The organism is Ruminococcus sp. AF31-8BH (assembly GCF_003460605.1).
Lineage (GTDB): Bacteria > Bacillota > Clostridia > Lachnospirales > Lachnospiraceae > Blautia_A > Blautia_A acetigignens.
Window position 1 is genome coordinate 451,482 of the sequence record NZ_QTVN01000001.1, and the last position, 21,383, is coordinate 472,864.

Sequence of the window (21,383 nt, forward strand, 5' to 3'; positions counted from 1 at the left end):
TCCTCATCCTACATATGATAGCAGTCAAACGCATAAAATCCAATCTTATACTCCGGCGTATCTTCCTGCGGCACAGCCGCTGCAAACGTCTCGCAAGCCGTCATCAGCACCAGCAAAATCCCCCAGACCAGCGCCATTACTCGCTTCCTCATAACCCTTTCACCCTCATTTTCCACCATCTTCTTTCCAAAACAAAATATAAAAACAGCCTTCTAACATCATGGCTTTTTTTCTGATGTCAGAAAGCTGTCCAGGTCAGTTTTATAAATAAATTTTACAACTGTTGACCTTTAAGTTCAACTGGTTTTATAAGAATATTTCCATGCCAGAAAATGTGCCGCAGCTCTGGAAAAAACGCCTTTTTCTCCCATGCAGACATTGTATCCGCCACCCCTATATGATATCCTTATACACAGTAAAAATACACAGAGGAGGAACATCATGCAAATTGCAGTTTACGGAAAAGGCGGAATCGGGAAATCCACCATGAGCGCCAATCTGAGTGCTGCCCTGGCGGCCTGCGGCAGCAAAGTACTCCAGATCGGCTGCGATCCCAAACACGATTCCACGCGTCTTCTGCACCACGGCAGAAAGGTTGTCACCATTCTGGACTATCTTTTAAATACCCCTGAAGACGAACAAAAGCTGGATGATGTGTTAATGACAGGATTTCTGGACACTGGCTGCGTGGAAGCAGGAGGTCCCAGACCTGGAATGGGCTGTGCCGGACGCGGAATCCTGACCGCTTTTGATTTTCTCAACCAGTTCCACGCCATGGAGCATTATGACCAGATCGTATATGATGTGCTTGGTGATGTTGTCTGCGGCGGCTTTGCCGTTCCTGTCCGCAGACAGTATGCCAATGCCGTTTTTCTTGTAACCAGCGGAGAATCTATGGCAATTTATGCCGCCAATAACATTCTCTGCGGAATCAAAAACCTGAATCCAAATGGCAGCCAGATTGCCGGAATCATCTACAACAGCCGCGGCGTAGGCGACGAAAGCAAACGGGTAGAAGATTTCGCACAGGCTGTGCACCTTCCCATTCTTGCCCGCATCCCCAGAAGCAGCAGCTTTGCCCAGGCAGAAAAAGAAGCCATGACTCTTGTAGAAAAGGATCCAGACAGCACAGAAGCCAAGATTTTCCTCGAACTTGCAGGGAAGCTTTTAAACCAGCCCAGGCTTTATCCTGCTCAGCCATTATCCGAAGAGCAGATGGAATTATTTATGCGCGGCGACACCCCTTCCCAGGCCACAGCACCTGTCCAGGAAAAGAAGCCTGCAGTTGTGATTCCCCCAACACCAGCTGCGCCTTCCGGAACCAAGAAGCGGGCACTGTCTGACCCGTTCAGCCGTGTTCCTTTATACGGCTGTGCCTACCGGGGCGCAGTTGACCTTGCCATCCACATAAAAGATGCCGCCGTTCTCGGCCATGCCCCCAAAAGCTGCACCTGGTATGCCATCAATGGCTTCAGCAGCTACGCCAGGAGAGGCTTATATGAACGTGGAATCCTCTATCCCGCCTTTGTCCCAAGACAATTCGAAAACACGGATATCACAGTAAATGATGCTGTATATGGCGGCATAGACCATGCCCGGCAGAAAGCACTGGAAATGGCAGCGCGGGGGATCCGCAATATCATCGCTGTTACCGCCTGCATTCCTGGATTAAGCGGAGATGACCTGGTTCCTCTTCAAAAAGAACTGAAAACTCTTGGAGTGAATATGTATATCATCCACACCGACGGAATCGAAGCCGGAGACTACAATGACGGCATGGCTCTCTGCTACAAAACCCTGGCCCTGGAAGCTGTGGATTCTGATGTGACACCAGAACCAGACTGCATCAACATTGTCTATGAACCCACCATCTCCTCCCAGACCGACAAGAACTTTATGGATCTTCAGGACATGCTGGAAAAAATGGGCATCCGCATCAACTGCCGTTTTCTCTGCGCTGAGTTCATGGAAAACATTCGCCAGTTTAAGAAAGCACCTTATTCCATTATGGCCCGTTATGATGAGCTGGGCCATCAGCTGCAGAACATATTTGAAGAGAAATATGGCTGCAAATTTCTGGACGGGGAACTTCCCAGAGGCTTTTCGGAAACCGCTGACTGGCTGCGCATGGTAGGAAGACTTTATGGCAAAACTGCAGAAGCAGAGCAGGTAATCGCAGAAAAACAGCTTCAGTACCGCAACCAGATTGATGCACTGAAGCCTTTGTATAAAAATAAAAAAGTACTCTTTTTCCTGAACAACAAAATTATCGACTGGATCTTTGAGCTGTCCCGCGATCTTGACTGGAATGTAGTAGACTCCATCCTCATCGGCAGCAAGGAGGACAGAACTATGGACTGGAGACACCAGTTCTCAAAGGACTGGGATGGAAATCTGGAATCCCTGAAAAAATCCATAGCAGAGAAGAAGCCGGACCTTATCATACTCAATCATTCCATTGCCCAGGCCTGTATTCCGGCTGATATCTTCACAGCAAATCTGTCCCGGGACGTTGGTTCCGGCTTCTTCGCAGGAACCGAATGCGCCCTGCGGTGGAGCCAGCTGTTTGAAAACTCTTTAGAAGGAAGGTGGAAGCATGACAAATCAATATTTGAGAAACTCTGTCGCTGATCACATCACAGGTGCCATCTCCGCCTGTGAAGGAATCCGAAACAACCTTGTAATCCTGAATGGTCCTATTGGCTGCAAAACTTACTACACCTTCAGCGGCGTAGATTCTGTAGTGCGAAGATCTGACCTGTGGAGTCTTCGCGGGGAACTTCAGCTGGAGGACGCCATGGATGACCACCTGCTGCGCAGCCAGTACTGTGTGGGAAGCGCCCGCACTCCGGCAACCAATCTGCGCTACACAGACTACATTTTCGGAACCGGGGAACAGCTGCACCGTGCGCTGAATGATTTTTTTGCGGAAAGAAAATACGACCTTTTTACTGTGATCCAGACACCCGGCACTTCTCTTCTGGGAGAAGCCTTAGAACCAGAGCTTGATGAGATCAGCAGTGAATTTCAGATTCCCCACCTTTTCATTGAATCTCCTGCCTTTTCAGAGAATTCCATGATTGGCTATGATGAGACCACTGTTCGCCTGATGGAGCTTTTATGCGACCGGACTTCATCTGGGAACAAAGATACCGCCACTCCCCGTGTAAATCTTTTCGGCTTTGACTCCCATGAGAAATTTCCGGAAGGCGGCCTTAAAGAAATCACCAGACTATTAAAACTGTGCGGCATTGAAGTTCATACAGCAGTTGGCATCAACTGCCCGGTCTCCGATTTCCGTACCATTGGGGAAGCAGATGCTAATATTATTCTCTGTCCGGAACGGTGCAAAAAAACAGCCGAGTACCTTCGCACTCATTTTAATGCACCGGTTTACGAAACAGGAGGCATGCCCATCGGCTTTGATCTTACAGAGAAATTTGTCCGGGAAATTTCAGAACTGCTGGGCACAGACTGCACCGCCGCATTAGATGACATTGAAGAAAACCGCGCCCGGGCTTTCTACTACATTGCACATTGCATGGGAAGCAGCGGTTTCCCCAAAGATCTTCGTTATGCAGCAGAAGGAGAACCTTCTGTCCTCTGTGGGTATGTAGATTTCCTTTCCGGTTATCTTGGCATTAAACCAAAGGCGATCCATCCTCTTTACACCCAGTGCCATACAGAAAATCTGATCCGGGAAAAGCTTCAGGAGCTTCACTGTGAAGATGCCCTGGAACAGGATATTGCAGCTGTCAATAATGTGCTTCTCCTGGCCGGCGCAAACACTATTGTGGAATTAAATACCTACAGCAATAACATTTTCGGAATTGAAACAGCCAATCCCGGCTCCGGATACATTCACGTAATTCCCAAAACATACGTTGGCTGCCAGGGTGCCCTGTACCTTCTCGAGCAGGTTCTAAACGGCACTAAATTGTTGCGGTCGTGGCTTTAAAGAAATACACCTGATTTCTTATCCATCAGAAGCTTGCACTGCAAGGCATAAAAAAGGTTGTTCGATACGCTCTCGAACAACCTTTTTCTAAAAACACCTGAATATTATTTCTTATTCCGTGAACTGAAAACAAGCCACCTTATGTCCCGGTTCTACTTCCTGCAGAGGCGGTACGTTTTCCTTACACTTCTCTGAACACCAACTGCATCGCTCTGCAAAGGCACAGCCCTTCCGGATTTTCAGAGGGCTGGGAGGTTCGCCCTTTGGCGCTGCAATCTCTTCATTCTGATCACAGTACACATCAAAAATAGAACCCAGCAACATTTTTGTATACGGATGCATAGCCTTCTCACCAAGGGTTTCGCTTTCCAGAAGCTCCACGATCCTGCCAAGATACATCACTGCGATCCGCTGGCTTACGCTCCTTACCAGAGCCAGATCATGGCCGATAAACAGACAGCCAATGTTCTTTTCCTCTACAAGCTTTACCAGCAGCTGCGCAATCTGATTCTGTATGGAGACATCCAGCGCCCCTGTTGCCTCATCACAGATCAGAAGCTTGGGCTGAATGGAAATCGCACGGGCAATTGCCACTCTCTGCAGCTGACCGCCGGAAAGCTCATGAGGATAGCGGCTGACGAATTCTTCTGGAAGTCCAACCTCCTGAAGCAGTCTGCCCACTTCTTTCAGACCTTCTGCTTTGCTGATCCCATCGAAGTTCCGCCTGGCTTCCATAAGATAGGTTCCCACCTTCATTCTTGGACTAAATGAACTTAAAGGATCCTGGAATACCATCTGGATATTGCGGCGAAAACGCCTTTTCTCGCCGCCTTTCAATCCGATATAATCTTTTCCCTCCAGCAAAACCTTTCCATCGGAAGTCGGAGTGATCCCGGCGATCATTCTGGCCAGGGTACTTTTCCCGCAGCCGCTCTCTCCTACGATTCCCAGGCATTCGCCCTTCTGAAGGGAAAAACTAACATGATTTACTGCATACAGTTTTTCTTTTTTTACCGGAAATGTTTTGTTCAGATCCATCACTTCCAGAAGAATCTCATTACTTTGCAAATCGTTTTCCCTCCAGCCTTGGCACTGCTGCCAAAAGACTTCTGGTGTATTCATGCTTCGGATGGAAAATCACATCATCCCGCTTTCCGAACTCCACCAGTTTTCCCTGACACATAACTCCAATCTTATCTGAAATGTAGGAAGCAACTCCCATGTTGTGGGTTACAAGAATGATCGCTGCCTGATACTGCTCACGAAGCTTTTTCATTTCTCTTACAACCTCTGCCTGGATCGTTACATCCAAAGCAGAAGTGGGCTCATCTGCAAGCAGCAGCTTGGGCCTTGCAGTCATTGACATGGCAATTCCCACGCGCTGCTTCATTCCGCCAGAAAGCTCAAAGGGATAAGAGCCAAGCACACGTTCCGGATCTGTCAGATGCATCTTTGTCAGCATCTTTTTCTCCAGTCCGCGGCACTCCTCCTTCGGCATTTTGCGATGAACCAGAATTGACTCCCGATACTGAGAATCCACGATACGGATAGGATCCAGGGAAGCTCCAACATCCTGGAAAATCATTGCAATTTCCGTTCCACGGATTTTCTGTAGGGAGCGTTCATCCAATTCCAGAATGTTTTTTCCCTGAAATAAAATCTTTCCGTCTGTTACCTTGCCTCCAGGAGGCAGGATTCCCAGAATCGCGCGAATTAAAGTTGTTTTTCCGCTGCCGCTTTCACCTACAATGCTGACAATCTCCTTCTCTCCGATGGAAAGGGAAACATCGTCTACAGCGGCCTTTTGCCCCTGGTAGCTGATCGTACAGTTCTCAATGTTCAGAATATCCATAATTATTCAGCAAGTGTCCACTTATTTGTTACAAGATAATAGTCAATCGGGAATACAGTTACATTCTCGATTTTGCTGTTTACCAGAGTTACATTCTCATTTGCATACATCCAGATTGCCGGAGCGTCATCAGCAAGAACTTGCTGTGCTTCTACGAATGCGCTTACACGGTCTTCCTGGGTAAATGCAGCATCCAGCTTGTCCAGAACTGCCTGGAACTCATCGCTGTGATATCCGCTGTAGTTGTCGCTTCCGCCATCAGACCAGCGGTTCATCAGATATTTCTGTCCGTCACCAGCATTTACAGTCTGCCAGTTCGGGGATACCAGCATATCGAAATCACCAGCTGCACGCTTGTCGCTTACGTTCTCAAGCATCTCGATCTGAACGTCTACACCGATCTGTTTCCACATATCCTGCAGAGTCTCGCTGACTGCAGTGGAGGAACCGTTGGAAATAGAAATTGTAAGGGAAAGATTCTCTCCGTCCTTATCTACGATTCCATCTCCGTCTGTATCGCTGTATCCAGCTGCCTCAAGGCACTCTTTTGCTTTATCAAGGTCATAGGTCTGTGCAGTTACTTTGTCAGAATCATAACCAACAGACGGCGGGAATGCAGTTCCGATTGGAGAAGAATATCCGTTTCCTGCAACCTGTGCAACAACGTCACGGTCTACTGCATAGGATAATGCAAGACGAAGGTTCTTATCGGAAAGAGGATTTCCTTCGCGGCAGTTTAACTCGAAGTCGTTCTCTCTGGTACCGGTTACTTTTACGATGTTGATATCATCATTGTTCTCAACACGGCTGAGGGAAGTAGCATCCGGTCCCTGTGCAAGGTCGATATCTCCGGAAAGCATTGCATCTGCCTTTGTATCGCTTCCGATATTCTTTACAGTGATGCTCTTGATCTCCGGTGCTCCGTCCCAGTAATTCTCGTTTGCAACAAGCTCGATTTTCTCCTCAGATACATACTCAGATACTGCGTACGGACCTGTGCAGATCGGCATTGTGTCATAGTTGCTGGTGTCAGCAGTGGTGTCAACGATAACAGTCATAGGCTCTGTAAGCTGTGCTACAAATGCGCTGTACTCTCCGTCAGTTGTAAATACTACATATTCTCCGTCAACATCGATGCTTGCGATTTTAAGGTCTCCTCCACGGGAGTTGTTGTCGATAGATCTCTGAATGGAATCTTTTACGATTTCAGGTGTTAACTCTGTACCATTGCTGAATTTTACGCCCTGGCGAATATGGAAACGATAGGTTGTGTCATCTGTCTGCTCCCACTCATCTGCTAACTGTCCAACAATCTCCATGTTTTCGTTTACAGTTACAAGTGTCTCACCAACACCGCAGCGGGTAAGGTTCCATCCGCACCAGTCTGTTGCCGGATCCATACCTTCAATGTAAGTGAAAAGTGCCAGATTGATGTGGCTGTCGTTGTCAGCAGCAAATGTTGTAACACCGCTTCCCATTACGCTGCAAGCCATAACTCCTGCAAATAATAAAGACATTAACCGTTTTTTCATTTTGTTTTTTCTCCTCCTGTTGTTATGTGCATGTTTACTTTATCTATGTTCATCCTTCCAACCTCTGGGGCGGAAAGTAAACATCATTATTTTTTTCCTTTGGGATTCATCAGATCCTGAATACAGTCTCCCAATAAGTTGAATATAATAACATTTATCAAAATTACCATTCCCGGTGCCATAAGCATCCAGGGCGCTGAATACATATAATCTTTTCCTTCTGAAAGCATGTAGCCCCATTCCGGCGTAGGCGGCTGAGAGCCAAGTCCTAACAGGGAAAGTCCTGCAATCGTCAGAAGCTTGCTTCCAATATCCTGGGTGATATTTACCAGAAGGGAAGGCATAACATTTGGGATAATGTAACCTGTCATAATGCGGAAATTGTTGGCTCCGCCCAGTCTGGCCTGTTCTATGTAGGTATTGTTCTTTATGGAAAGAACCAGGGAACGGCTGATTCTCGCGTAATAAGTCCATCCAGTGAGGGTCATTGCAAGGATCAGATTGGGAAGTCCTGTTCCCAGGAAGCTAACCAGTGCAATTGTGAAAATTGATCCTGGAAAAGCCATGAGCATATCGGAAAGACGCATCAACACTGCATCAAACGCGCCGCCCCAGAAACCGGCTGCTGTTCCCACCAGAATTCCCACAACTGAAATAATCGCAGTCACTGCAAAGGCAATCAGAAGAGAAGTTTTTCCTCCATAGAGGATTCTAGAAAAAATATCTCTTCCCATCTGGTCTGTTCCCAGAAGATACTGTTTGCAAGGTGCTTTCAATAAATCGGTATAGTGTGTTTCAAGAGGATCGTATGGAGCAAATTTCCCGGCAAACAACGCAAACAATAGGAAAATCACTGCAAATGCTGCCGAAATTCCAAAACGGATCCATATTTTTTTCTTACTCTTCATGCTGTACGGCTCCTCTCCTGATTCTTGGATCAAGCCACTGATATGAAATGTCCACCAAAAGATTTACCAGAACGTAAATGCATCCCATCCACATAACATATCCCTGGATCAGCTGATAATCTCTTCCGGAAATAGCAGCCACAGCCGCACTTCCAATTCCATTCCAGCTGAAAACCGTTTCCACGATCATGGTTCCTCCAAGCAGGCCGCCGAAGGACATTCCCAGCATGGTTACTACTGTAAGCAAGGAGTTGGGAAGCACATGGAAAAAGATGGTGCGGAATCTTCCCACGCCTCTGGCCTGACAGCCATTGATGTATTCTTCGTTCATCTGCTCTACCATTACCGCCCGGATTCGCCTTATATAATATGCGCTCATGCTTAATGATAAGGTGATGGCTGGCATGATCAGGCTTTTGAAGGAATCTGATCCGCCAACCGGAAGCCAGTGCAGATTGACTGCCAGCAGATAGATCAGCATCATACCGCCCCAGAAGCTTGGCAGTGAAATTCCAAGGAAGGACATAAACCGGATAATATAATCTGCTGCCTTATCCTTATACACTGCTGATAAAATTCCCAGCGGAAAAGAAATCAGAAGCATCAGAATAAAAGAAGCAACTGCCAGCTTAATGGTATTGGGAAGCTTTCTTCCAAGCACCTGGGAGACCGGCTGTGCATACTTTACCGACATTCCGAAATCACCGTGTAAAGCTCCCTTCAGCCAGCTTATATACTGTTCGCCGAAGGATTTGTTTAATCCATATTTTTCTTCAATCTTTGCAATTACTTCTCTGTCATGACCAGCACCCATGGATTCCGCCAGCTGCTCTGCCGGATTGGATGGCAGAATATATGTAAGTCCAAAGGTCATAATGGAAAGTCCAAACAGGATAATTACAAGTGAAACTAGTCGCTTACAAATTTCTTTTTTCACTTTTTCAGCCTTTCTGTGCTACAATGCAAAAGCTCATTGGCAGCGGACTGCCAGAAACTTCTACCTGTATTTTGCGAAATCCCAGGTCTACCAGTTTACCAAAATCCCATGCCGGGCGGTCAACCTGGCTCATGGGCAGTTTTTTCGCAATTTCTTCCATAATATGGAAATCTACATTTTCTTTGTTATGGCGTGCGTGACAGCCCTGATTCTCTTCGTCACCGTACAGCTTCTGAAATTCCTGGTACATCTTTTCATATTTCTCGCTGAAATAATGGCGGTAGTAATTTCCATCTTCCAGAATCAGAATTCCGCCTTTTTTCAGAACCCGGCTTACTTCCTCATAGGCTTTATCCGCATGCTCCAGATTCCAGAATACATTTCTTGACACCACTGCATCGAAGCTGTTGTCCGGAAATTCCAGATTCTGTACATCCATCTGCTTAAGATCCGCCTTCAGATTTTCCGCATCCAGATTTTTTCTGACTTCTTCCAGCATTTTGGGGCTGTAGTCCACGGCAGTTACCTGATATCCCATAGACGCTAACAAGGTGGTAAAAAATCCGGCACCGCAGCCATCGTCCAGTACCGTGCACCCTTCTTCCAGAGAATTGCGGAAAATATTTTCCCAGTGCTTTCCCGGTTCTGTCTTTCGCTCTTCCATACTGGCATCAGAAAATCCGCCAGCTCTCATGTCCCAGTATGTCTGAATATCCTTCAGTAATTCAGCCATTTACCTTTGTCCTCTCTGTTTTTTCAATAATAAAAGCCGCTGAAGACACAGCGGCTTAACGGCATAATATTTCTATTACACGCAACCTCTATACTGTGACTCGCAGCAAAAGTTCTTCATTCCGGCCGGTATTCTGGCTCCAGCGTCATCATACTGCTTTCCCTTCCCGATTACTCAGTGGATATAAAAGCATACTCGACTGTTACAGCTACGGCATAGCACAGGATTCTCACCTGTTTCCCGTTTACTCCGCCGCGTTTTACAAAAACGTGGCAGGCACCAAAATGGTTTCTTTATTAAATTTTTATACTAAAATCATGCAAACTGAGTTTAATATAATATTTTGCATTTGTCAATGAAATTGGCAGAATCCGCGATTATTTTACTAAACAACCACTTCCAAAATTCGTTTCCCCTCATAACTGATTTCCCGGATTCCGGTCTTTTTAGACTTATTAAAATTAAAGCTCAGCAAATATCCTTTTTCCATCTTATAAAATTCCAAATATTCAAAAAGCTGCTGCTCTCCACGGGTATTATATTCGTTTCCCCTCCAGATTTTCAATTCAATTATAAAGCGTTTTCCCTTATAATCAACGATTACATCCGTCCTTCTGCTATCCCTGGTTCTGGCCTCAATATAATAATTTCCCGTTCCATTTATAATAGGTTTTAAATAAAGTAAGAAAAGTTTTCTTCCATTTTCCTCTATAAATTTTTGATCGTTTTCTGCATATATTTCTTCATAATGCTCACAAAATTTTTCCATCACCAGATCCATCGGAAGCATTCCGGACACAATAAATCGATTACGTTCTATCCCGGCATCCTTATACAATTCACTGTTAATCGCCATTTCCGCCAAAAACAAATCATATAATTGTGTTTCAAAAATTCGATTGGATACTGCAGTAAGCCCATTCCTATCTTTTAAAAATCCAAAAGTCACTCCCAGATTAACTAATGGATTTTCAATCTTAAATGGGAAACTTACTCCGCCAAACAAAATACTTTGGAGCATTTCCTTCAATTTCGGATAATCTGACAGCTTTTTCACCATATCGTCAAATAGTGTGTTCTTTTCTCCCAACAGCATCTTCACCGCCGTAAGAAGCCCATCCTTACTCCAGCCTTCCTTCTTAGTAGGAAAAAGCTCACTTCCCGAAACTCTTTCATCCACTAGCTGACAAAGCCGTGACACCAGATATGGATAACCGGAAGTATAATTGTACAAAAATTCACTTACCTGCTCTATATCCATTCCAGTTTTAAAATCACTCTCATATTCCAGCAGCATAGCTCTAATATCCTGGATGGAAAAGTCCATACTTATATCAAAATCTACTGCAATATTCCATGGACTGTTATATTTTGACTCTTCTTCAGGATGTATTTTCACCTTCAAAGTCTTTATATCATATACGCCTGCCAAAACAACCGACTGGAAAGTCTGATCTTTTCCCTGCTGCATACGAAGATACTTTTCGCGAAGAAGCCCAAGAAATGATAAAAAGATCTGATTATCTGAGCTTTTGTCCACCTCATCGATCATAAGGATCACTGGCTGACCGCACGCTTTACACAGGGAACTGATCTTTGCTCCCAACGAGCGCAAGGGAAATTTTTCCAAAATAGGCTGATACCATTCTTCTACTATTTTCTCATCCGCATTTTGTTCTTTCAAACAATCGCCTATATCCAGCATAAGACCTTCTGCCAGACTGGAAAGTGACTGAAAATATTCATCCGCAGATTCAAAGCTCAGACTCAATACAATATAATTCTCCCTTAATCTTTTTTCAAGCAAATAGAGTGTGGTTGTTTTTCCATATTGTCTTGCACGATTTATGGTAAAATACTGCCCGTTTTCAATGTATTCACTGATAATCCGGTCAATTCTGCCACTGATATCTACCATATAATTCTTTTCCGGAATACATGTTCCTGTAGTGCAAAACCTTTTCTTCATACAAACACCTCCTCCATCTGTCATTTATAAAAAAGTATACCCAATTTTATTCCTGTCCGCAATCCGCCAATTAAATTTAAATTACCTCGATCTGGCAGGCCTTCATGGCTTCCAGTGCTCTCTCGTGGCTTTCCGGGGTTACTCCTGCGCAGCAGAGGGAATCTACAATGATCGGCACCTCTGGAAGAAATGCTTTGAGCAGCATAGCATTGGAGATGACGCAGATGTCGGTGCAAAGTCCCACCAGTGTAATGCTGTCGATGGCTTCTGATTTATTGAACTCCTTCAGAACTTTTCCAAGAGTTTCACTGCCGAAAGTAGGCTTGTCAATGGGACCGGACTCCAGAAGTTCCGCGATCTCCTCGCGGATTTCCCAGCCATAGGTTCCCCGGATGCAATGCTCCACCGGGAGCTTTCTGCCCTCCTGGGTCTGCAGGTAATCTCCGCCATGTGTATCCCTTGTAGCCAGAACAAGTCCATTGAAATTCTTCACTCTGTCTACCACATTGGGCACAATTGCTTCCGCCTCTGGCGTGCCAAGCGCCCCGTCTATAAAATCATTCTGCATATCGATCACAACTAAAATATCCATGCTGTTCCCCCTTTGTGTTTTTCACGCCCTGATAAATTCATCATAATTTTTTCGAAAACATACTTTTTCTTACTATATCACCTTATCCGAATTTCGTACATACCCTTATACAAGAAAGCCGCTTCTACGGGACACAAAAAACAGCCGCCAGGCCCTGTATAGGGTTGTGACCTGCCGACTGCTTTCCTTTTTCATCTTACCCTTTAATCAATACGTTAGAGGTGTTTATCTTTTATTTTTGAAACGATAGCGGAGAAATTTTTATCATCATCCGTACCAAAGTTTTCACGTTCTTTTTCCCTCATGGTACGGTTCTTGCGATTGTGTATAGAAAAACCCTTTCTTTTCCGACTGTAAACATAACAACGAAATAAATGACGATTCCAGGCTGAATTGCAGAATCTGCACCCAGTGCAAAATTGCACCAGAGTACAAGACAAAGCCCTGTTACAAGCCATATCCAGTCAGGTATTCCAAAAGGCTGACTGGTATACAGCCTATGAAAGGGAATTACCAGAAGACCGCCTACAAGAGTTCCGATCACCCGGTTAATTCCATTGTGGAAGCCCTCCTCAAACTGGCTTCCCACCCCGTACACTGCACCGATCAGTGCAAAACAGGGATTTCGCCCTCCCAAAGGATATTCATAAATAACAGAAGTAATCAACACTACCAGAGCTGTACGCCACATACGTTCTGTCAGACGGGGCGATTTGAAGTTTTTCAGCGGCGTAAGCTGCCACTTGTTTTTCACTTCAGCTCTGTCCAGCATTTCCTGTGGTCCCATTCGCAGCACTCCTGACTATGCCGTTATCAGCTGGTTTTTTTGACCCCAGCCTGATTCCTACAGTGTCTTATGGCAGGTACGTGCAATAACATCAAGCTGCTGTTTCTTTGTTAAGGAAATAAACTTCACAGCATAACCGGAAACACGGATGGTAAAATTCTGATACTCCTCTTTTTCCGGATGCTCCATTGCATCGATCAATTTCTCTGTGCCAAATACGTTTACATTCAGGTGATGGGCATCCTGTGCAAAATATCCGTCCAGAATCTGAACCAGGTTATTCTTGCGCTCCTCATCCTCATGTCCAAGTGCATACGGATTACATCATCATACATGTTTCTGCTGCCTGCACTGCCATACGGATTCCACCGTAAGGCATAAATGCACGTTTCAGCGGCTTGTCTGTCTGAAGACCTACAATCTGTTCCAGATCCTTCATATCCTCACTGATATAGCCAGGACCATATGCGGTAAGTCCGGAAACCACTTCTGTTTCACATTCCAGCACGCCGCCTTTCTCGCGCTCTTCCTTCTGAAGCTTCTGAACATGGTTCCATAACTTTTCTGTTCTGGATGTAGGACCTGTCAGAAATGACTCGTCACCATCATATGGTGTGTAGTTTTTCTGGATAAAGTCACGGACATTGATTTCTTCCTGCCAGATTTCTCCGCGAAATCCGTCCCATGCTCCATTACTGTCAAACTTTCCCGGGGCTGTCATTGGCATTGCCTTTCTCCTCCTTTATTTTGTGTAAGCTTTTTATTTGATAAATTTAACTTCCGGATAGATAGCCTGCTTTGCAGCTTCTTTTCTCTCGTTGAAAATTACCTTGTTCTCTTCGAACAGGTTGCGTCCCTGTGCATCGATGGATACGATCAGCGGACCAAATTCTTTTACCTTGTTGCACCATAAAGTCTCCGGCATTCCAAGCTCATCCCAGTGATGCTCTACAATCTTCTCAACCTCTGTTGCAGCTACTACTGCACAGCCAGCCGGGAATACGCAGTGGATTGCACCAAATTCCTTACATGCGCGCTCTGTGTTCGGGCCCATTCCGCCTTTTCCTACGATCACTCTTACGCCTGTTAATTTGGTAAATTCATACTCGAATTTCTCCATACGCATGGAGGTTGTCGGTCCAACAGAAACCATTTCGTAATTATCCTCTGTTCCCTCAATCTTGCGGACAATAGGACCCGCATGGAAAATTGCTTTGTCTTTGATGTCATATGGAAGCTCTCTTCCATACTCAACCAGACGGCGGTGAGCTACGTCACGGCAGGTCATCAGATCTCCGTCCAGCCAAACAATATCGCCGATTTTGATATCAGCCAGGTCTTCTGCACTGATTGGTGTAATAAGAACTTTTTTATCTCCTCTGATTTCGATCATGATTTTTCCCTCCGATTATGCGTTGAATTTCCATGTGGAATGTGTATCACAGGTTACTGTAAGGTCAGAATTTACAATAAGGTGACCACGGCGGTGTGACCAGCAGCCTACGTTTACTGCAACACCGATTGTGGATGGATGACGAGCTGTGTTCTCAATGTTTACTCCCATTACAGAATATTTTCCGCCCATTCCCTGCGGTCCAAGGCCAATCGCGTTGATTCCGTCTTCCAGAAGCTTTTCCATTTTTGCTGCGTTTGCGTTGTCATTGTGAGAACCGATCGGACGCATCAGGGCTTTCTTGGAGTTAAGGGCTGCGGTCTCTACAGAGGTTCCTACACCTACGCCAACAAGAAGCGGAGGACAAGCATTCAGTCCATATGTTGTCATCTGGTCCAGAACGAAATCAGTAACGCCCTCATAGCCTGCGCCTGGCATAAGTACCATTGCTTTTCCCGGAAGAGTACATCCGCCGCCTGCCATGTATGCGTAAATCTCACATTTATCACTGTTCGGAACGATATCCCACCATACAGTCGGAGTTCCTTTTCCAACGTTTCTCTTTGTGTTGTACTCATCGAAGGTCTCTACTGAGTTGTGTCTTAAAGGCGCTGCGAAAGTAGCCTGTACAACTGCTTCTTTGAGAAGTGCTTCCAGTTCATTGATGTAAGGGAAATTTGTTCCGCATTTCAGCCAGAACTGAAGAACTCCTGTATCCTGGCAGCTCGGACGGTTCAGCTCTACAGCCAGTCCCTGGTTCTTGGTCATTGTCTCATAAAGTACCTTTGGAAGTGCTGCGCTTTCCTGGGAACCAAGCTCTTCCAGCTTTGCTACTACGTCATCCGGTAATTTTTTTCCAATATGGGCAACAAAATCTGCTACCATGTCTGTTAATACTTTAACTCCATTTTCTTTAGTCATGATTTACCTCCTGATTATTAAATGGTTGATATTTTTGGCATTTGATTTTTGGTTATTATTTATCTAAAGCAGTATAGTTCCTGCTTTATTTCCTCATCTCTTACGGATAGAACGGGAAAAGGATCGGCAGTAAGATCATACAGATCACAAAGGATACCAGAATCAGCGGCAAGCCTGATTTCACGTAATCCTTGAATTTATATCCTCCAAGTCCTACTACCATGGTGTTTGCAGGCATTCCAATCGGTGTTGCATATGCACAGGAGCCTGCGATTACAGTCGCGATAACCACTGCTCTTGGATCTGCTCCAAGGTTGTTTGCAAGGGAGACTGCAATTGGAATCATCAATGCGGTAGTTGCTGTGTTTGACATAAAGTTTGTCAGTGCACAGGTTACAATGAAGATTACCAGAAGAAGTACGATCGGGTTCGGATCTGCACCAAGAAGTCCAACGATCTTGTCTGCAATCAGTTCTCCGGCACCAGTTGTGTCCAGTGCTTTTGCCAGTGTCAGCGATCCGCCGAAAAGAAGTACAACCTTCAGGTCGATGGAAGCCAGCGCTTCTTTTTCAGAAAGAACTCCTGTCACTACCAGAACAATTGCACCGATGCATGCGGAAAGCTGAATGCTGATTCCGATCACTTCCTCGAAGATCATTGCAAGGATTACAAGAACCAGAACTACTAATGAAACGATCTGTTTCCATTTTGGAACATCACTGAAATCTTTCTGTTCTTCCACTGCTGCCCCTGCGACGCCTTTTCCATCCGGAAGGAACTTGTATCCGATGAAAATGAAGTAGAGGATTCCAACGATCAGCATCGGAATTCCAACTGGTGCATACATGAAGAAGCTTATGGAAAGTCCCATTTCCTGGAGTGCATTGACTCCCATCAGGTTTCCTGGTGCGCCGATGATGGAAAGATTTCCGCCAAGTGCTGCTGCAAATACCAGCGGCATCAGAAGGCGGCTTCTTGAATAGCCAGATTCATCGGCGATTCCACAGACTACGGGGATCAGCACTGCTGCTGTACCTGTGTTGGATAAGAATCCTGACATCACGCCTACGATGACCATGATCGCGATGATCAGTGTTTTTTCTGTTCTGGCAAATTTGGTAACCAGACCTCCGATTTTATTTGCCATTCCTGTTTCAAATAGTGCCTGTCCTACTACGAACATTCCGACGCAGAGGATTACGTTGCTGTTTACGTACTGTGAAAACGTTGTAGATACATCCAAAACTCCGGTGATCGTCAATCCAATCGCACAGATGGAAGCAGTGAGCCCAAGTGGAATTTTTTCGAGGATGAAACTAATGATGGTGAACACAAGAAACAGCAATGTGATAGTTGTGTGAGACATTTCTGTACTCTCCTTTCACGTGTTTGCTTTTTTTGTTTCGCATTTTTTCGCTTTGTATTTCTTCTGTCTCTATTTTCCGTCTTATTTTTCTCCTGAAAAGTATCGGCCGTACACGTTTCTTTTGATGACTTTATTATAGCCTGTGTACCTGTAAAAAAACAAATTAATGGGTTGCATAACCCCATAAAAATTTTTTATAGTCTCAATTTCCAGGTGTAGTTTTTGTGCAATATTGCTATGAGATAGCAATTATTTGAAATAAATATGGAAATTATTATAGGTATGTGGTATTTTTAAGAGGAAATGAGCCAGAAAGATATAGATTTCAAGACTTTTCTAAATCAGAATAACCACTTGGATTTGCTTTATGTAAACCTTACTTTATACAAAAATGTAATTTAGAGGTGCCTATTATGACTCTTAATCAACTCCGCTACTTCTGCACTGCCAGCCGCTGCCACAGCATCACCAAAGCAGCCGAAGAATTATATGTCACCCAGCCCACCGTGTCCGTAGCCATCCGTGACCTGGAAATCGAATTTGGAATCAGTCTTTTTTACCGGAAAGGAAATCAGCTGATCCTTACCCAGGAGGGAGAGGCACTTTACGAAAAAGCCACCTACATTCTTCAGTACTGCACCGAGCTTCAGGCTGACTACTCCAGCATGGCAAGAGTGAAACCGCCTCTTCGCATCGGGATTCCGCCCATGCTGAGCACGGTCTTTTTTCCGGAACTGCTCACTGCCTTTCGCCGGGAGCATCCGGAAATTGCTGTCGTTCTGGAAGAATACGGCTCTGTCCGCGCCTGCAATCTGGTTCAGGATGACACCCTGGATCTGGCTCTGGTTAATATGGAGCAGTATAATATTGATAAATTCCATAATGCGGTTCTGGCAAATGACCAGGTTGTTTTTTGTGTGAGTAAAGACCACCGACTGGCGGACAAAAAATCGGTTACTACCAAAGAAATGTCAAAAGAAGATATGGTTTTCTTCAACGCTGATTCCGTGCAGAACCAGCTGTTAAAAACACGGTTCGAAATGGACGGCTACACGCCTAATATCGTCATGCGCAGCAGCCAGATCTACACGACCCTGCAGTTTGTAAAAACCGGAAAATACGGCTGCTTCCTTTATACCAGCATGACTGACAAATTTGCCAGCTCCGGGATCGTCGGCATTCCCCTTAATCCGCCTGTTCGCGTAAAAATTGGAATGGTCTGGAAAAAGGGAAAATACATCAGCGGAGATATGCAGAAATTCCTGAACTTTACCAGGATGTACTACAGGGAACATCCGCTGACGCAGAAGAGTTCTGCGCCGTAAAGTTAATCATCAGAATACAAAAAGATACTACTTACCAGTAATATACTCATAAGTAGTATCTTTCCAATTTTACTAAATAAAGTACTCAATAACCTCTTCCACCGGCACTCTGGTTTTCTCATTATAAACCAGCACAGCCTCCCGGGCATTTACTTTTCCAAGGGCATACAGGACGTCTTCTTCACGGTTGAAATACCGGAAAGGCACTTCCCGGTTGTATGCTCTTGGATGTTCCAGATCAATGAGGATATCTTTTTCCTCGTAAGGCTCATCCCAATAATAAGGATCAAACAGCAAAATACTGCCGTCCTTCACTCCGGTAAGGAGCACATAATGGGGTTCATCCAGAAACAGTCTTACCACGGCTGCCCCGCCATGACTCAGTGCCTGGTTAATCCTACTCCCCGGACCTATGTACACCTCAGATCCCGACAAATATTCACTGCTTACCGTCATCATCCCAAGGTTCCCAAACTCATTCAGCCAATTGGAAAGAAACATCATGGCCGCCCTGGATGTACCTCTTTTTCCCGGAATGCCTTCTTTGCTGTAGCAGTCCAGACAGTAAAGCATGGTATTTCGGATCACCTCCGGCGGGATCTCATCCCTGTCAAACAGATAAATAATCGCATTCAACATGGATGTGGGTCCGCAGTCATATTCTGAAATCTGATAATGCAATGGATTTTTCACGATTTATGCCCCCTCTTTTGTACAACTCCTCAAATAATATGTCATTATAAAAATGCTACTTACAAGCATGATACTTATAAGCAGCATATTATATGGTTCCTGTTTTTTCAATAAGAAATTATATTGTATTTCCCTTCCGTCACAAACAGCTTATTTCACTGGAATCTTAAACACAATTTTCTTCGCAGGTGCCGGCTCGTCTGCTGCAACTCCTGGCATGTGTCCGTCATCCGGTGCATAGAAGCCGAACATTCCCGGCTCCAGTACCGTATACCCCTGCCATGGACCAGCCACATAAAGAATAGAATCACTCTCCGGTGTCATGTCATTCTCCACTGTAAGATTCCGCAAAGAAGCCCAGTAGATTTTCTCTTTTCCCTCTATTAGATACTGTAAATCACAATATTTCTTGTGGGATTCCATCTGTGAGCCCTCTAACGGTCTTGTAGTATAACTCTGCACAGAGGCAAACACACCATTTTCCAGATCATATCTGCCCGCCGGAAGATTTTCCTTCTTCTGCTTCTCAATAAATGCCAGAACCATGTCTGCATACTCCTGCAAATCTCCATAAAGATGCAGCTTGTCCGCATAATCTGTAATCATAAAAACTTCCCCCTCCATTTTTTACTTGACTGCTTCATCATCGCAGTCCTCTGTTTTTCAGGTAATTTGATTATATTAGTTTAAATGGATTCGCGCCATTACATTTTGCCTGACTTCTGATTTTCTTTTCGAGAAAATACGTCTCTACAGCCACCGTCTCAGCACATCCCTGAGCCGTGTCATGTCCAGTGGTTTGGAGATGTGTTCGTTCATTCCTGCATTTTTGGCAAGCAAAATGTCTTCTGCAAAGGCATTGGCAGTCATGGCTACAATGGGGATAGTTTTTCCGTCCTGTTTGTGGAGCGAACGGATTGCTGCCGCCTGCCTGTTCTCCCCTTCAGTCCATGCCAGCGGAGAAATTGCTATGGATTTAAACTGCTTCTCATTCATTGTGCAGTACTCGAACCGGAAAATATCCTCCGGCTTTTTCAGCCTGCTCCTGATATTTTCCGGGGAAAAGGCCTCTTCCAGGGTAAGCTCACTGGAAACCGTCTTAAACTTAGACGCCATAGCTGCCACAATTTGATCCCCTGGCTGATAAGCTTAAGATTCTCCTGCATCTGCATTTCGCCTTTACCGCTGATATATCGAAACCGATCATTTTCAATATAAGCACAGTTTTTTCCATAAACCACATTTTTCAGTGATCCAGAGGTTCTGTTCATAAATTCCTCATAGCTGTACCCAAGATTATGCAGGAAAAATTCACTGATATAAGCAATCGTCAAATTTTCATCATAATATCCTGCAATAAAACCAACGGCGTGATTGTGGTAAATTGTTGATTGTATTGCAGAATAAGCTTCCTCACTAAGCTACAGTTCCTCAACGGAATACAAAAGTTCCTCTTTATATAACTGTTTCTTCATTTTCACTCTACTCCATCTATATAAAAAAACACATACTGCAGCATTCGCCATAGTATGTGTTCCTATCCCGATTATTCTGCAGCTGGCTGCCATTTTACAGGCCCTATAGTTTTGCGTCACAGCCTTTCGACTGCTTTGCCCATTTATAAATTTGTTTAGAACATTGTATACAATCTCTCTCTGAATTGCAATTGTTTTTCAACAGGTTTCCTAATTTATTTTTATCCGTTTTGCCATTTCCTCACGAAAGAAAAACCTTGTAATTTGTTTCTAAATATAGTACAATTGTACCTACAGATTTGTCCTGTTAGTTTAACGGATAAAACAAGCGCCTCCTAAGCGCTAGCTGTGGGTTCGATTCCCGCACGGGACGCTTATCTAGGAAAGCGGGTGAAACTCCAACGGAGGTGTTGGAATTTCACTCGCTTTTTGTTTTTCCCAGACTGACAGCTCAAAATTTATATCTGCATCGGAGGCATTATATGCTGACAATCATATACGGAGACGAACCGCAAAGTATTTACAATACGAATGTTTATTTTAAAAATACTTATGATCCGGAATGGTTTGAAACAGAACTTGCCAGAAAAATGGTTGAAGATATTGATCACTCAAATATTTTAAGCAGTGAATGTATTAGCAGTCCTGTTCTGGGACAAATCCCACCAGAAAGATTATCTGGCGGAGTCAAGACTTTGTTATTGATTCTAAATGAGCCAGACAAAATTTTTAATGCATCTGCATGTGGTGATAATTGCGCAAAATGGCTGTTAGAAATTGGAAAGATCAAGGACATAACAATTAATCTCAGGCATATGATGGACTTTGGAAAAAATACTGCCTTTGAAATAAAAGTAAAAAACGGAGGCGAACTTGTCCATTCCATGCGTGAACTGCTTCCAATAGCCAGTAAATATCTAAATGAAATGAAACCGGAGTGAT

At 44.7% G+C, this 21,383-nt stretch carries 21 protein-coding genes, 1 tRNA gene, 1 pseudogene and 2 riboswitches; of the genes and pseudogenes, 5 read left to right on the top strand and 18 right to left on the bottom strand.

All coding sequences use genetic code 11. From position 1 onward, the window contains the following. Positions 1-8 precede the first annotated feature (8 nt). Positions 9-152: a hypothetical protein gene (locus DWZ38_RS22045; protein WP_178105249.1), complete on the bottom strand. Its 144-nt coding sequence runs from the start codon at positions 150-152 to the stop codon at positions 9-11. Positions 153-441: 289 nt separating this feature from the next. Between DWZ38_RS22045 and DWZ38_RS02030 the strand changes: the two genes are divergently transcribed. Together DWZ38_RS02030 and DWZ38_RS02035 are read left to right on the top strand one after the other, a co-directional pair. Next, a complete protein-coding gene (locus DWZ38_RS02030; protein WP_178105250.1) occupies positions 442-2,631 on the top strand; it encodes a nitrogenase component 1 in 2,190 nt (729 codons plus the stop codon). After that, positions 2,597-3,958: an oxidoreductase/nitrogenase component 1 gene (locus DWZ38_RS02035; protein ID WP_021925275.1), complete on the top strand. Its 1,362-nt coding sequence runs from the start codon at positions 2,597-2,599 to the stop codon at positions 3,956-3,958. Before DWZ38_RS02030 ends, DWZ38_RS02035 begins: the two co-directional genes overlap by 35 nt. Positions 3,959-4,069: 111 nt before the next feature. On the opposite strand, the gene DWZ38_RS02040 is transcribed toward DWZ38_RS02035, so the two are convergent. The 14 genes and pseudogenes from DWZ38_RS02040 to DWZ38_RS02105 form a co-directional block, all read right to left on the bottom strand. Next, positions 4,070-5,026 carry an ABC transporter ATP-binding protein gene (locus tag DWZ38_RS02040; protein ID WP_021925276.1) on the bottom strand — a complete coding sequence of 319 codons (957 nt, stop codon included), beginning with the start codon at positions 5,024-5,026 and terminating at the stop codon, positions 4,070-4,072. Further along, positions 5,016-5,810, bottom strand: coding sequence for an ABC transporter ATP-binding protein (locus DWZ38_RS02045; RefSeq protein ID WP_021925277.1), 795 nt, complete (start codon positions 5,808-5,810; stop codon positions 5,016-5,018). Before DWZ38_RS02045 ends, DWZ38_RS02040 begins: the two co-directional genes overlap by 11 nt. A gap of 2 nt (positions 5,811-5,812) precedes the next feature. Beyond that, a complete protein-coding gene (locus DWZ38_RS02050; RefSeq protein ID WP_021925278.1) occupies positions 5,813-7,342 on the bottom strand; it encodes an ABC transporter substrate-binding protein in 1,530 nt (509 codons plus the stop codon). A gap of 86 nt (positions 7,343-7,428) precedes the next feature. Continuing rightward, on the bottom strand, positions 7,429-8,250 hold the full coding sequence (locus DWZ38_RS02055) for an ABC transporter permease (protein ID WP_021925279.1): 822 nt from the start codon (positions 8,248-8,250) through the stop codon (positions 7,429-7,431). Continuing rightward, positions 8,240-9,187 (bottom strand): nickel ABC transporter permease, encoded by a 948-nt coding sequence (nikB, locus tag DWZ38_RS02060; RefSeq protein ID WP_021925280.1) that lies wholly within the window; start codon positions 9,185-9,187, stop codon positions 8,240-8,242. The genes DWZ38_RS02055 and nikB overlap by 11 nt, the downstream gene beginning before the upstream one ends. A 4-nt stretch (positions 9,188-9,191) precedes the next feature. After that, the gene (locus DWZ38_RS02065) at positions 9,192-9,920 is read right to left on the bottom strand and encodes a class I SAM-dependent methyltransferase (protein WP_021925281.1); all 729 of its coding nucleotides are present in this window, start codon (positions 9,918-9,920) and stop codon (positions 9,192-9,194) included. A gap of 105 nt (positions 9,921-10,025) precedes the next feature. Further along, a riboswitch (cobalamin riboswitch) is annotated at positions 10,026-10,219 on the bottom strand. An 86-nt stretch (positions 10,220-10,305) separates the two neighbouring features. After that, positions 10,306-11,889, bottom strand: a complete 1,584-nt coding sequence (locus DWZ38_RS02070; protein ID WP_021925282.1) for an AAA-like domain-containing protein — start codon at positions 11,887-11,889, stop codon at positions 10,306-10,308. Positions 11,890-11,965: 76 nt separating this feature from the next. Continuing rightward, positions 11,966-12,481 (bottom strand): cysteine hydrolase, encoded by a 516-nt coding sequence (locus DWZ38_RS02075; RefSeq protein WP_021925283.1) that lies wholly within the window; start codon positions 12,479-12,481, stop codon positions 11,966-11,968. A 301-nt stretch (positions 12,482-12,782) separates the two neighbouring features. Then, the gene (locus DWZ38_RS02080; RefSeq protein WP_021925284.1) at positions 12,783-13,268 is read right to left on the bottom strand and encodes a hypothetical protein; all 486 of its coding nucleotides are present in this window, start codon (positions 13,266-13,268) and stop codon (positions 12,783-12,785) included. Positions 13,269-13,325: 57 nt separating this feature from the next. Then, positions 13,326-13,544: a glycine radical domain-containing protein gene (locus tag DWZ38_RS02085; RefSeq protein ID WP_117849575.1), complete on the bottom strand. Its 219-nt coding sequence runs from the start codon at positions 13,542-13,544 to the stop codon at positions 13,326-13,328. Positions 13,545-13,611: 67 nt separating this feature from the next. Beyond that, positions 13,612-13,989: pseudogene (locus DWZ38_RS02090) on the bottom strand (pyruvate formate lyase family protein); the annotation flags it as partial. A 39-nt stretch (positions 13,990-14,028) separates the two neighbouring features. Beyond that, on the bottom strand, positions 14,029-14,661 hold the full coding sequence (gene ttdB, locus DWZ38_RS02095; protein WP_117849577.1) for a L(+)-tartrate dehydratase subunit beta: 633 nt from the start codon (positions 14,659-14,661) through the stop codon (positions 14,029-14,031). A gap of 15 nt (positions 14,662-14,676) precedes the next feature. Further along, entirely contained in the window at positions 14,677-15,582 is a 906-nt protein-coding gene (ttdA, locus tag DWZ38_RS02100; RefSeq protein WP_117849579.1) for a L(+)-tartrate dehydratase subunit alpha, read from the bottom strand. A 100-nt stretch (positions 15,583-15,682) separates the two neighbouring features. Further along, entirely contained in the window at positions 15,683-16,948 is a 1,266-nt protein-coding gene (locus DWZ38_RS02105; RefSeq protein ID WP_021925341.1) for an SLC13 family permease, read from the bottom strand. Positions 16,949-17,361: 413 nt separating this feature from the next. On the opposite strand from DWZ38_RS02105, the gene DWZ38_RS02110 reads away from it, so the two are divergent. After that, positions 17,362-18,273 carry a LysR family transcriptional regulator gene (locus DWZ38_RS02110; protein ID WP_021925342.1) on the top strand — a complete coding sequence of 304 codons (912 nt, stop codon included), beginning with the start codon at positions 17,362-17,364 and terminating at the stop codon, positions 18,271-18,273. A 72-nt stretch (positions 18,274-18,345) separates the two neighbouring features. Here the strand turns inward: DWZ38_RS02110 and DWZ38_RS02115 are convergent, their stop codons facing one another. The 3 genes from DWZ38_RS02115 to DWZ38_RS22620 all read right to left on the bottom strand — a co-directional run bounded on the left by DWZ38_RS02115 (position 18,346) and on the right by DWZ38_RS22620 (position 20,091). Then, positions 18,346-18,966 (bottom strand): hypothetical protein, encoded by a 621-nt coding sequence (locus tag DWZ38_RS02115; protein ID WP_021925343.1) that lies wholly within the window; start codon positions 18,964-18,966, stop codon positions 18,346-18,348. Positions 18,967-19,116: 150 nt separating this feature from the next. Further along, positions 19,117-19,572, bottom strand: a complete 456-nt coding sequence (locus DWZ38_RS02120; RefSeq protein WP_021925344.1) for a YhcH/YjgK/YiaL family protein — start codon at positions 19,570-19,572, stop codon at positions 19,117-19,119. Positions 19,573-19,716: 144 nt separating this feature from the next. Beyond that, positions 19,717-20,091 (bottom strand): hypothetical protein, encoded by a 375-nt coding sequence (locus tag DWZ38_RS22620; protein WP_243000118.1) that lies wholly within the window; start codon positions 20,089-20,091, stop codon positions 19,717-19,719. A 424-nt stretch (positions 20,092-20,515) separates the two neighbouring features. Next, positions 20,516-20,591, bottom strand: a riboswitch (cyclic di-GMP riboswitch). Positions 20,592-20,742: 151 nt separating this feature from the next. Between DWZ38_RS22620 and DWZ38_RS02130 the strand changes: the two genes are divergently transcribed. After that, positions 20,743-20,814: transfer RNA gene (locus tag DWZ38_RS02130), tRNA-Arg, on the top strand. A gap of 109 nt (positions 20,815-20,923) precedes the next feature. Further along, entirely contained in the window at positions 20,924-21,382 is a 459-nt protein-coding gene (locus DWZ38_RS02135; RefSeq protein ID WP_021926607.1) for a DUF4869 domain-containing protein, read from the top strand. Position 21,383 lies beyond the last annotated feature (1 nt).